Here is a 12,736-nt window from a genome sequence, read left to right as displayed (position 1 = left end):
GTTTTTACTCAGCCTTCATGACCGTTAAGATGCGCCAGCAGCATCTCTTCAATCAGTTCGCTACGACTGATATTACGTTCTTCAGCCAGCTTGTTGAGCGTATCAACAGCATCGGCATTCATTTTCAGCTCAACGCGACGCAGACCGCTCGCTTTATCGCGGCGTAACTGGTTGCGCTTGTTGATCCTGAGCTGTTCATCACGGGATAGCGGATTTGTTTTTGGACGCCCAGGACGGCGGTCATCTGCGAACAGATCAATCGTCGTGCGATCCAGTTGTTCTTTTGCCATAGGTAGCGGTACAACCAGGGAAGTTTTTACATCGGAAAACGGCAAGCCGATTCCTGACGAGCGTTTCACACATTTCGGGCTAAGAAACCCTGACCCAATTTACCCCCCGCGACTCAGCCTGAGTGAAACGGGGCGGCAAAATTATAGCGCGCAATCATACACTGGCGTGCCTGGAGTTCACAACGCCTGATTGCCCTGATTTCATGATAACTTTCTAAGTTGTGCAGACTTTTTGCACAATTTATCCCCAGGATGTTAAACCTTAGTCCACATCGATGAAACGGTGAACAGCGCGCAGCACGGCCTCAGGTTTTTCTGCATGAACCCAATGTCCGGTTCCGGCAACCACATAGGCTTTTGCCTGCGGGAACTGGCGGCCAATATCTTCACGGTAAGCATCCTGCACGTACGGAGACAATCCGCCGCGGATAAACAGCGCCGGATGATCCCACGCCGGTACCTCTTCCCAGCCGGTGATGGTTGCGTATTCACTGTGTAAAACCGGGACGTTAAAGCGCCATTCCCCCTGCTGGAAGGACTTAAGCAGGAACTGAATTACGCCGTCTTCCTTTATATACTCGCGCATACATTCGGTGGCGGACGTACGGTCACGTAAACCGGCTGCGGTGACGGCATTAATCGCCGCAAAAATTTCATCGTGACGGCGCACACGGTAATCCACCGGCGCGACATCAATGGCAATCAGTTTTTCGATGCGGTCAGGGATAAGTGCGGTCAGTGCCATCGCCGCTTTTCCGCCCATCGAATGGCCGATAACGATGATTTTTTGGAAACCAACTTCATCCAGCGTTTCTGCTAAATCCTGCGCCATGGCGGCGTATGACATTTCACCGGAACGTCCTGACTGGCCGTGATTACGCAAATCGACCTGTAACACTCTATGCTGTTGTTTCAGGTCGCGGCCCAGAACGCCCAGATTATCAAGGGTTCCGAACAGACCGTGGATTAACAAAACCGGCAGGGCATGGCTGCCAGCGACTTCAGGTTCTTGCAGGCGATAATGTAATTTCATGGCGAAGTTCATACTGATAAACGATTCCATTAGGTTATCATGAGTTGCGGATGATTTTTTTAAAACAGAAAGTTTCTGCCAGATGCCTGAACGGGATTTGACTACCAGGAACTTAACAGGCCGGAGCCTGCATGCAGCAAAAACGGGAAGTAGTCTGGTTTTTGCTTCGCGGCACAATTCCCCTGTTTGTTACTGTGTAGAAATTTGTATAATCCTTTTGAATTAAGTAGAAAAACAGTACTGGATAAAGATGAAAACTATTGAGGTTGACGAAGAACTCTACCGCTACATTGCCAGCCACACGCAGGCTATCGGTGAAAGTGCGTCTGATATTTTACGCCGTATGTTGAAGTTTACTGCCGGACAGACCGCTCCTGCCGCGCCAGTGAATACTTCCGTTATTGCCGGCACTGTTGCACAGGAAAAACCTGTTGCCGCCGCTGCAGCACCGACTTCGCGTGATAAAGTCCGCGCCGTCCGTGAACTTTTGCTGTCTGACGAATACGCAGAGCAGACCAAAGCGGTGAACCGCTTTATGTTGATCCTGTCTACCTTGTATGGCCTGAACCCGAAAGAATTCGCCGTTGCGACCGAGTCATTAACGGGCCGCACGCGTACCTATTTTGCCGGTGACCAGCAAACCCTGCTGCAAAACGGCATTCATACCAAGCCTAAACACGTTCCGGGAACGCCGTATTGGGTTATTACGAACACCAACACAGGTCGCAAACGCAGCATGATCGAACACATCATGCAACTCATGCAGTTCCCGGCGGAACTGACTGACAAAGTGTGCGGCACCCTCTAAATTTCAGCGTAAGGGAGAAGCGCCAGTGGCTAATCACCCCCGTGCAGGGCAACCTGCTCAGCAAAGCGATTTGATTAATGTGGCGCAGTTAACGTCACAGTATTACGTTCTGCAACCGGATCCGGCTAACACCGCGCATGCTGTGAAATTCGGCACGTCCGGCCATCGCGGTAGTTCGTTGCGTCACAGCTTTAATGAAGCGCACATCCTGGCCATTGCTCAGGCAATTGCTGAAGTGCGTAAAGAGCAGGGCACCACCGGCCCATGCTACGTGGGTAAAGACACGCATGCGTTGTCCGAACCGGCGTTTATCTCTGTGCTGGAAGTGCTGACGGCGAATGGCGTGGATGTCATTGTTCAGGAAGATAACGGTTTCACGCCAACACCGGCAGTGTCTCACGCAATCCTGACGCATAACCGCAACGGCGGCGCGCTGGCTGATGGCATCGTCATCACCCCTTCGCACAACCCACCTGAAGATGGCGGCATCAAGTACAACCCGACCAACGGTGGTCCGGCAGATACTAATCTGACCTCCGTGATTGAGAAACGCGCTAACGCACTGCTGGCTGCCAAACTTGCCGGCGTGAAACGTCAGTCTCTGGATCAGGCGTGGAAAGGTGGTCATCTGGTTGCACAAGATCTGGTTCAGCCGTTTATCGAAGGCCTGACAGATATCGTTGATATGGCCGCAATTCAGAAAGCGGGCCTGAAACTGGGCGTGGATCCGCTCGGCGGTTCCGGTATCGAATACTGGAAGCGTATCGCTGAGCACTACAAACTGGATCTGACGCTGGTGAACGATGAAGTCGATCAGACTTTCCGTTTCATGCATCTCGACCACGACGGCGTGATCCGCATGGACTGCTCGTCTGAATCCGCAATGGCCGGTCTGCTGGCGCTGCGTGATAAATTCGATCTGGCCTTTGCCAATGACCCTGACTACGACCGCCACGGCATTGTGACGCCAGCCGGTCTGATGAACCCGAACCATTATCTGGCGGTGGCGATTCAGTACCTGTTCCAGCACCGTCCGCAATGGGGCAAAGACGTTGCCGTCGGTAAAACGCTGGTTTCCAGCGCTATGATCGACCGTGTGGTGGAAGATTTAGGCCGTAAACTGGTGGAAGTGCCGGTCGGTTTCAAATGGTTCGTTGATGGCCTGTTTGACGGCAGCTTCGGTTTTGGCGGCGAAGAAAGTGCAGGGGCTTCTTTCCTGCGTTTCAACGGCACTCCGTGGTCCACCGATAAAGACGGCATTATCATGTGCCTGTTGGCTGCGGAAATTACCGCGGTCACCGGCAAGAACCCGCAGGAACATTACAACGAGCTGGCTGCCCGCTTTGGCGCGCCAAGCTACAACCGTATTCAGGCACCTGCGACTCACGCGCAGAAAGCCGCGCTGTCCAAACTTTCTCCAGAACAGGTGAAAGCCGACACGCTGGCCGGTGACCCGATCACTGCTCGTCTGACCAACGCACCGGGTAACGGCGCGTCGATCGGCGGTCTGAAAGTAATGACCAAAAACGGCTGGTTCGCGGCACGTCCGTCCGGTACGGAAGAAGCGTATAAAATCTATTGTGAAAGCTTCCTCGGTGCTGAACATCGTGAACAAATCGAGAAAGAAGCGGTAGAAATCGTCAGCAAAGTGCTTGCCGACGCAAAATAAGCCACTCTCTTCATCTCATCAAAAGCGCTGATAACTCAGCGCTTTTTTTTTGCGCGAAATTGAGGTGTAAAAAAGATATATCTAAATGCGCAATAAAACTTGCCACTGTCTAAAATCCGATCTAGTTTAGATATATCGAAATTATTCGATATATCTAAATAGGACGTAAATTATGTTTAGCAAAATGTTTGAAGGCCGCCATCGCGGTCATGGTTGCAGGGAAGAAGGGCATCGCGGTCATTGCCGCCACGAATCAGAACGCAGCGATCACAGCGAGCGCCACATGTTACGACGTGATGGTCGTCATCGTGGTGAAGAACGTGGTGAAGAAGGGCGTGAACGCCGCGGACGTGGCGAAGGTCGTCGCGGGGGCCGTGGCGAGCGCGGTGTACATCGTCTGTTTGAACACGGTGATTTGCGCCGTGTACTGCTGGCGCTGGTGGCGAAAAAACCGAGCCACGGTTATGAGCTGATCAAGGCGATTGAAGAAGCCTCTTCCGGTCTTTACGTGCCAAGCCCTGGCGTGATTTATCCGACGCTGACGCTGCTGGAAGAGCAGGATTTCCTCGAGCCTGTTGCGACCGGTAATGGCCGTAAAAGCTATCAGATAACCGAAGCCGGTAAAGTGGAACTGGCGCAACATCAGGCTGCGGTGGATGTGATTTTTGCCCGTCTGGCTGGCGCTCAGCGTCCGCGTGAAAACAATCTGGCAGAAGGTATTCATGAATCGATGCACCGCCTGCGTCACGCGTTGCGCGGCAACATGATGCGTTCGGATCTGACGCCGGAGCAAGTGGTGCGGGTGAGTGCGATTTTGCAGCAGGCCGCAGAAAGTCTGGAAGCCGAATTTGGTGAAGCAAAACCGGAAACTGATGAGCCTAAGGCATAAAACGATAGCCCACGCCGGTTTCGGTCAGTAAATGACGTGGCCGGGTGGCGTCGGCCTCCAGTTTCTGGCGCAAATGCCCCATGTAAATGCGCAGATAATGGCTGTGTTCGACATAATTCGGGCCCCAGACGTGGCTCAGTAACTGACGCTGAGTAATAACTTTGCCGCTGTTTGCCAGCAATTCAGCCAGCAGGCGAAACTCAATCGGCGTCAGATGACAGTCTTCACCGTTACGCTGTACGCGGCGGTTAATCAAATCCACCGTTACATCAGCAAACGTCACCAGCGGGCTTTCCTGTGAACTGCCCGCATGACGGCGCAACGCAACGCGCACCCGCGCCAGCAGTTCACCGACGCCAAATGGCTTGGTCAAAAAGTCATCGGCACCGGCATCCAGCGCCGCAATTTTGTCTTCTTCGCTCGTGCGTGCCGACAGCACAATTACCGGGATGGCGCTCCAGTGACGCAAATCGCGGATATATGTCAGGCCGTCACCGTCCGGTAATCCGAGATCGAGAATTATCAGATCCGGTTTACGCGTACCGGCTTCTATCAGCCCGCGTTGCAATGTCTCACTTTCAAATACCCGCAAGCCTTCCGCCTCGAGTGCCGTGCGCACAAAGCGGCGGATCTCTTTTTCGTCTTCCACAATTAAAATATTTACCGGGGATGCGCTCACGTTGCCTCGTCGATGTCAGTTTCCATATCCGCCTCCATCTCAGGCAGGGCTTCCAGCGGCAGCCTGAAACGGAAACGCGCGCCGCCGTCAGGGCCATTCTCAGCCCAAATTCGTCCGTCGTGCACTTCAATAATGGCACGACAAATCGCTAATCCCAACCCCACACCGGGAATGGCTGACTCTTTATTTCCACGGGCAAATTTTTCGAAAATAGCGTGCTCGGCACCGGCCGGAATTCCCGGACCGTTATCCCAGACTTCGATTTCCAGCCACTCATCCAGCGGCGTGGCTTTGATGCCAATAGTCGCGCCGGTTCCGGCATATTTATGGGCATTTTCCAGCAGATTGATCAGCACCCGTTCAATCAGACTGGCATCGCAATTGACCAGCACCATCTCATTCGGTAAATCGATTTCGATGTGATCGTGCGCGAGCACCGGTTCGAGCATCCGTAACGCGCTGCCGGTGATTTCTTCCACCGACTGCCACTCTTTGCGCAGATTAAATCCGCCTGACTGAATGCGCGCCATATCCAGCAAATTATTCACCAGCCTCGTGGTGCTTAGCACCTGCTGGCGGATCTGGCTGGCCTGCGGAGCGTGCTTCGATCCTTCCGATGCCAGATCCAGCGTGAGGATTTCTGCTTGTCCGAAAAGTACCGTCAGCGGCGTGCGTAAATCGTGGGAAAGCGCGGAGAGCAGCGAGTTTCTCAGTTGCTCGCGTTCGGTTTCCAGCCGCGCCGTTTCAGCGCTGGCCGCCAGATGCAGACGTTCGAGCGCATTGGCAATCAGCACCGTAAAGGTCTGCAACAGGCGTTGCTGTTCCGGCACTAACAGCTGGCGGATATTCGGCGGTTCAACTGCCAGCAGACCACGCGATTCGCCGGAAGCTATCAGCGGCAGAAGCTGATACGGCACCCCCGGCAGGGTATCGGTACCCGCACCGGCAGGCATTTTTTTGTCGAAACTCCAGCGGGCGATGGCGTCATCCACCACAATCGACGTGATTTCACCGGCAGGCTGCGCCAGTTCACCGTTCTCCTGAGGCAGCAAAATAGCGGTTTTGGCATTCAGGCTGGAAGAAATAAAATGCCGGCTGGTTTGCGCGATGGCTTCCGGCGTCAGCGACTGACTCAGCCCTTTGGACATTTCATACAAATGCTGCGCACGCTTTTCACGGTGGCGCGCAATACGCGCCTGATAACGCACACCGGCGGTCAGATTCCCGATCAGAATACCGACCAGCAACATCACGCCAAACGTCACCAGATATTGTGCGTCAGTGACCGCCAGCGAGCCGCGCGGCTGCACGAAAAACAAATCAAAACTGACGACGTTGATCACTGCTGCCAGCACTGACGGCCAGCGACCATAGAACAGCGCCACCACGACCACGCCAAGCAGATACACCATCACCAGATTGGCCTGGTCAAACGTCGGCACCAGCCATTGTGACAGCACGGTAATCACCGCACACAGCGCCACGGCCAGTGCACACCCCCGCAACTGGCGGCTGAAACGGTCAGCGAAAGTGCGGGAGTCCTGTTCTTTGCGGGCATTATTCTGCGGCGCATCTTCCAGCCCGACGACGATGAGATCGAGATCCGGCGCGAGATCCGCCAGTTTATCGGCAAAGCTGGCGCTGAATTTCCAGCGTTTTTCGCGGCGGCGGCCGGTCATGATTTTGCCCAGACGATGCTCGCGGGCGTAACGTAAAATCGCCTGTTCTTCCTGCGGATCAGAGAGCGTGGCAGTTTCCGCGCCGAGTTCCTGCGCCAGTTTCAGAGAATGCAAAATGGCGCGGCGCTGGCCTTCCGGCAGACGGTGCAGACGCGGAGTTTCCACGTAGACGGCGTGCCATACGCAGCCGAGGCGTGCGGCCATGCGTGATGCGACACGTACCAGTTTTTCATTGCCGCCGCCGTGACCAATGCACAGTAACAGCGCGTCGCGGGTATGCCAGACGCGGTTAACCCCCTGATCGTCGCGATATTCCCGCATCTGATCGTCCACGCGGTCAGCGGTGCGACGCAGGGAAAGTTCGCGCAGGGCAATCAGATTACCTTTGCGAAAAAAGTGTTCGATGGCGCGTTCGGCCTGACCGGGGATATAAACTTTGCCTTCTTTCAGGCGCTGACGCAGGGAATCGGGGGGTAAATCTACCAGCACCACTTCGCTGGCGTCATCAAACAAACGGTCGGGAACAGTTTCGCGAATAATAATGCCGGTGACGCCGCTGACCACATCGTTCAGGCTTTCCAGATGCTGAACGTTGACGGTGGTAAATACGTCGATTCCGGCATCGAGCAACTCTTCGACATCCTGCCAGCGCTTCGGATGGCGGGAACCTGCGGCATTACTGTGCGCCAGTTCGTCCATCAGGATCAGGGCAGGGCGGCGGGCCAGCGCGGCATCCAGGTCAAACTCCTGCACCTGACGACCACGATGGTTTATGCGTTTGGGCGGTAACAGAGAAAGCCCCGGCAGCAGCACCTGTGTTTCCTGCCTTCCGTGGGTTTCCACCACGCCAACCAGCACGTCGAGGCCGGTGGCGCGCAGGCGCTGTGCTTCCTGTAACATGGCGAAAGTTTTCCCGACGCCCGCGCAGGCGCCGAAAAAGACTTTCAGTTGCCCGTGTGGCTTCTCGTTGGCGAGCGCCAGCAGGCTGTCGGGATCGGGGCGATCGTCTGTCATATCATCCTGTCAGGTTGATTAATTGGCTTTCAGTTCATCCAGCGCTAAGTTCAGGCCGAGCACATTCACGACGTCAGGGCCGAGGAAACCAATCAGCGGCGATGATGTATTATCATCAATCAATTTATTCACTTGCGCCAGTGGCAGACCGCGTGCGGCAGCAATGCGTGGAGCCTGCCATTGGGCGGCCTCTGCTGAAATCTGCGGATCTAAACCGCTGCCGCTGGCGGTCACCAGATCCACCGGCACCGCCGCAGGACTTAGCGGATTAGCTTTGCGCAGCGCCGCCACACGGTCTTTCACCGCCTGATCCAGGGCCGGATTACTGGCCGCCAGATTGCTCCCACCGGAAGCCATCGGGTTATATGGCGAGTCGGAGGTGACAGACGGACGTCCCCAGAAATAATCATTGCGGCTAAAATTCTGCCCGATCAGTTCTGAGCCAATCACTTTATTGCCGCTGTCTTTAATCAGCGACCCCATTGCCTGGGGGCGGAAAACCAGCTCAGAAACGCCGGTGGTCAGCAGCGGATAAACGACGCCGGTCGCCAGCGTCAGCAGAACCGTCATCACCAGAGCCGGGCGGACATAGGTCATTCTTTTAACGGACATAATGGTCTTCCTCAAAAATCAGCTCAGATGTAAAACAGTCAGGATCACATCAATCAGTTTGATACCGGCAAACGGCACCAGCAGCCCGCCGACGCCATAAATCCACAGGTTACGGCGCAGCAGCGCGGCGGCACTCATGGCTTTATAGCTCACGCCTTTTAGGGCCAGCGGGATCAGAAATACAATCACCAGGGCGTTGAAAATAACCGCCGACATAATGGCCGAAGACGGCGACGTCAGATGCATCACGTTCAGCGCATTCAGCTGCGGATAGGTCGCCGCAAACGCCGCCGGGATAATCGCGAAATACTTCGCCACATCGTTGGCGATACTGAATGTGGTCAGCGAGCCACGGGTCATCAGCATCTGTTTACCGATATGTACCACTTCGATCAGCTTGGTCGGGTTGGAATCGAGATCGACCATGTTCCCGGCTTCTTTCGCAGCCTGCGTCCCCGAGTTCATCGCCACTGCCACGTCGGCCTGAGCCAGAGCCGGGGCGTCGTTGGTACCGTCGCCGGTCATTGCGACTAAGCGACCTTCCGACTGGTACTGACGGATAAGCGCCAGTTTGGCTTCCGGCGTGGCTTCGGCGAGAAAATCGTCAACGCCCGCTTCGGCGGCAATCGCGGCGGCGGTCAGACGGTTATCCCCGGTGATCATCACCGTTTTGATGCCCATTTTGCGCAGCTCGGCGAAACGTTCCTTGATGCCGCCTTTGACGATATCTTTCAGCTCGACCACGCCCAGCACTTTCGCGCCTTCCGCCACGACCAGCGGCGTGCCGCCTTTACGCGCCACGTTTTCTACCAGTCCATCGACGGCTTTCGGGAACGTGCCGCCGTTCGATTCCACGTGACGACGAATCGCATCCACCGCACCTTTACGGATGCTGCGCTCACCGACGTTAACGCCGCTCATGCGGGTCTGTGCGGAGAAGGGCACGAAAGTCGCATTCAGCGAATGAATGTCGCGTTCGCGCAGGTTAAAGCGCTGTTTCGCCAGCACCACGATACTGCGGCCTTCCGGCGTTTCATCAGCCAGAGAGGATAACTGCGCGGCATCGGCCAGTTCCTGTTCCGTCACCTGAGGCGCGGGCAGGAACTGCGATGCCTGGCGGTTACCGAGCGTGATGGTGCCGGTTTTATCCAGCAGCAACACATCCACGTCACCCGCGGCTTCCACCGCACGACCGCTGGTGGCGATCACGTTAGCTTCCAGCATGCGACTCATACCTGCCACGCCGATGGCTGACAGTAAGCCACCAATGGTGGTCGGGATCAGACACACCAGCAGCGCAACCAGCACGGTGATGGTCACCGGAATACCGGCGTGACTGGCGCCCACACTGAATAGCGAGAACGGGTACAGCGTGGCTGTTGCCAGCACGAACACCAGAGTCAGCGCCACCAGCAAAATGGTCAGCGCCACTTCGTTTGGTGTTTTCCGACGTTTCGCGCCTTCGACCATCGCAATCATGCGGTCTAGGAAAGTATCGCCGGGGTTCGCCGAACACTCGACTACCAGCCAGTCGGACAACACGCGCGTCCCGCCGGTGACCGACGAGAAGTCGCCGCCGGATTCGCGGATAACCGGCGCAGATTCACCGGTAATGGCGCTTTCATCCACCGACGCCCCGCCGACCAGTACTTCACCGTCGCACGGCACGGTATCGCCTGCCTCGATCAGCACGTAATCGCCTTTGCGCAGCGTATCAGCGGCGACTTTAATCACCGGTGATTCAGGGCGGGGTTCATAAATCTTTTTCGCCCAGCTGGTTTTCTGCACGCCTTTCAGGCTCTGGGCCTGCGCCTTGCTGCGGCCTTCTGCCAGCGCTTCAGCGAAGTTGGCAAACAGCACGGTGAACCACAGCCACAGTGACACGCTGCCGGTGAAGGCCGCGCTGCCGTCAGTACGGTGCAGCAAAATTGCCAGCCAGATAAGCGTGGTCAGAATGCTGCCCAGATACACGACGAACATCACCGGGTTGCGCCACTGAACGCGGGGATCCAGTTTTTTCACCGAATCCAGCAGGGCAGTGCGGATCAGACGGGGTTCAAATAACGCACGTTGTTTACGACTCATCTTTTTAGTCTCTATATTCATCAGTTCAACGAGTTACGCAGCATTACTGTGCTGACCAGACCTGCAAATGTTCCGCGACCGGCCCCAGCGCCAGCGCCGGAATAAAGGTCAGCGCGCCCACTAAGAGCACGGTACCAACCAGCAGGCCGATAAACAGCGGACCGGACGTCGGCAGGGTGCCGTTGCCTGCCTGCTGGCGCTTTTTCGCCACCAGTGAACCGGCAATCGCCAGCACAGGAATAATCACCCCGAAGCGGCCGAAGAACATGCAGGCTGCCAGCAACAGGTTGTAGAACGGAGTGTTGACGCTCAACCCGGCAAACGCGCTGCCGTTGTTGTTGGAGGCGGAAGACACCGCGTACAGCACTTCACTGAAACCGTGTGCACCGGGGTTTAAAATCCCCGCTCTACCGGCGTCGGTGACCAGCGCCAGCGCGGTACCCAGCAAGACCAGCGTCGGCGTGACCAGGATTGCCAGCGCAGTCATCTTCATGTCGTAAACGTCGATTTTCTTACCGAGATATTCCGGTGTGCGGCCAATCATCAGCCCGGCGATAAACACCGTCAGCAGTACGAACAACAGCATGCCGTACAGACCGGAACCCACGCCGCCGAACACCACTTCACCAATCTGCATCAGCCACATCGGCACCATGCCGCCAAGTGCGGTAAAGGAATCGTGCATGGCGTTGACCGCACCGCACGAGGCCGCCGTCGTCACCACCGCATACAGGCTGGAGGCCAGAATGCCGAAGCGGCTTTCCTTACCTTCCATATTGAAGTTGCTGTCAGCGCCCAGCATCGTGAAGTGCGGGTTGCCTTTGAGTTCGGCGTACATCACCACCACTACAGAAACCACGAAAATCACCGACATCGCCCACACCAGTGCATGGCCCTGACGGTTGTCGCCGACCACACGGCCAAACGCGAAACACAGCGCGCAGGGGATAATGAAAATCGCCAGCATCTGCACCATGTTGGTCAGCGCTGTCGGATTCTCAAACGGATGTGCGGAGTTAGCCCCAAAGAATCCGCCACCGTTGGTGCCGAGCATTTTGATTGCTTCCTGCGAAGCCACCGGCCCCATCGGCAATGTCTGTTGCAGACCTTCCAGCGTAGTGATGTGCTGATACGCCTCGACGTTTTGCAGCACGCCCTGACTGACGAAAAACAGCGCCAGCAGGAAGGACACCGGCAGCAGCAGATATAAGGTGATGCGCCATAAATCCGTCCAGGCATTACCGATGGTTTGCGCTGAAGGGCGCGCAAAGGCGCGGATCAGGGCGAATGCTACGGCGATACCGGTTGCAGCAGAGAGGAAGTTTTGGACGGTCAGTCCGACCATCTGACTGAGATAGCTCAGCGTGCTTTCGCCGCTGTAAGCCTGCCAGTTAGTGTTGGTGACGAAACTCACCGAGGTGTTGAAAGCCAGATCCCATGACAGTCCGCCAAAATGCTGCGGGTTCATCGGCAACACGCCCTGCGCCATCAGCATCACCGTCAGCACAATGATGCCCAGAATGTTGAATACCATGATCGCCAGCGCGTACTGCCACCAGTTCATTTCAGCCGGGCTGCTGCCAGACGTGCGTAAAACACCGTTTTCTATGCGCTGAATAAATGCGCCAGTTTGTCCTTCAATCAGTTGAGCAATAAAGTTTCCCAGTGGTTTTGCCAGCAGCAAAAGCACCAGCATAAAACTGGCAATCAGTAAGGATCCGGTTGCGGCCATTTAAAAATCCTCCGCATTCAGCAGGGCATAGACCAGATAGCCGAGCAGCAGAAGAACCAGTAATGCGCCGCAGATTACGCCAACACTCACAATCCACCTCCACAGGTGTGTTTTTATGTTGTGGCGAGAATAAGGAAAGGCAGGAAAAGATCCTGAAAAGAAATAACGCCTGCGTGTAAAAAAAGTATAAAAATGCGCAAAAAATGAAACTCAAAATAAACTTTAATTGCGTATTTATTTAACCAT

At 55.5% G+C, this 12,736-nt stretch carries 11 protein-coding genes; 3 read left to right on the top strand and 8 right to left on the bottom strand.

Annotation, left to right across the window (positions count from 1 at the left end; genetic code table 11):
• Positions 1 to 8 precede the first annotated feature (8 nt).
• Both ybfE and ybfF read right to left on the bottom strand, forming a co-directional pair.
• Entirely contained in the window at positions 9 to 290 is a 282-nt protein-coding gene (gene ybfE, locus D5398_RS02980; RefSeq protein ID WP_056772022.1) for a LexA regulated protein, read from the bottom strand.
• 262 nt (positions 291 to 552) lie between these two features.
• A complete protein-coding gene (gene ybfF, locus D5398_RS02975) occupies positions 553 to 1,335 on the bottom strand; it encodes an esterase (RefSeq protein ID WP_120506670.1) in 783 nt (260 codons plus the stop codon).
• Positions 1,336 to 1,573: 238 nt separating this feature from the next.
• Here ybfF and seqA point away from each other — a divergent pair, with 238 nt between their 5' ends.
• From seqA to D5398_RS02960, 3 genes are all read left to right on the top strand, one after another.
• A complete protein-coding gene (gene seqA, locus D5398_RS02970; protein WP_120134903.1) occupies positions 1,574 to 2,131 on the top strand; it encodes a replication initiation negative regulator SeqA in 558 nt (185 codons plus the stop codon).
• Positions 2,132 to 2,156: 25 nt separating this feature from the next.
• Positions 2,157 to 3,800, top strand: coding sequence for a phosphoglucomutase (alpha-D-glucose-1,6-bisphosphate-dependent) (pgm, locus tag D5398_RS02965; protein WP_120506264.1), 1,644 nt, complete (start codon positions 2,157 to 2,159; stop codon positions 3,798 to 3,800).
• Positions 3,801 to 3,972: 172 nt separating this feature from the next.
• Positions 3,973 to 4,689, top strand: coding sequence for a PadR family transcriptional regulator (locus D5398_RS02960; RefSeq protein ID WP_120506263.1), 717 nt, complete (start codon positions 3,973 to 3,975; stop codon positions 4,687 to 4,689).
• Here the strand turns inward: D5398_RS02960 and kdpE are convergent.
• Genes kdpE through D5398_RS02930 form a run of 6 tightly spaced genes read right to left on the bottom strand, consistent with a single transcriptional unit; the run spans position 4,679 to position 12,580 of the window.
• A complete protein-coding gene (gene kdpE, locus D5398_RS02955) occupies positions 4,679 to 5,368 on the bottom strand; it encodes a two-component system response regulator KdpE (RefSeq protein WP_112287658.1) in 690 nt (229 codons plus the stop codon). The two genes, D5398_RS02960 and kdpE, sit on opposite strands and share 11 nt — an antisense overlap.
• Positions 5,365 to 8,061, bottom strand: a complete 2,697-nt coding sequence (gene kdpD, locus D5398_RS02950; protein ID WP_120506262.1) for a two-component system sensor histidine kinase KdpD — start codon at positions 8,059 to 8,061, stop codon at positions 5,365 to 5,367. Before kdpD ends, kdpE begins: the two co-directional genes overlap by 4 nt.
• Before the next feature lie 18 nt (positions 8,062 to 8,079).
• A complete protein-coding gene (gene kdpC, locus D5398_RS02945; RefSeq protein WP_120506261.1) occupies positions 8,080 to 8,673 on the bottom strand; it encodes a potassium-transporting ATPase subunit KdpC in 594 nt (197 codons plus the stop codon).
• A gap of 18 nt (positions 8,674 to 8,691) precedes the next feature.
• Positions 8,692 to 10,758: a potassium-transporting ATPase subunit KdpB gene (kdpB, locus tag D5398_RS02940; protein ID WP_120134898.1), complete on the bottom strand. Its 2,067-nt coding sequence runs from the start codon at positions 10,756 to 10,758 to the stop codon at positions 8,692 to 8,694.
• 43 nt (positions 10,759 to 10,801) lie between these two features.
• On the bottom strand, positions 10,802 to 12,490 hold the full coding sequence (kdpA, locus tag D5398_RS02935) for a potassium-transporting ATPase subunit KdpA (protein WP_120506260.1): 1,689 nt from the start codon (positions 12,488 to 12,490) through the stop codon (positions 10,802 to 10,804).
• Positions 12,491 to 12,580 (bottom strand): K(+)-transporting ATPase subunit F, encoded by a 90-nt coding sequence (locus D5398_RS02930; RefSeq protein WP_071823630.1) that lies wholly within the window; start codon positions 12,578 to 12,580, stop codon positions 12,491 to 12,493. It lies immediately after the preceding gene.
• Positions 12,581 to 12,736: the final 156 nt, after the last annotated feature.

The sequence above is a fragment of the Rahnella bruchi genome (assembly GCF_003614975.1).
Classification (GTDB): domain Bacteria; phylum Pseudomonadota; class Gammaproteobacteria; order Enterobacterales; family Enterobacteriaceae; genus Rahnella; species Rahnella bruchi.
The sequence above is the reverse complement of the archived record's forward strand: the minus strand, read 5'-3'. Positions and strand labels throughout refer to the sequence as shown.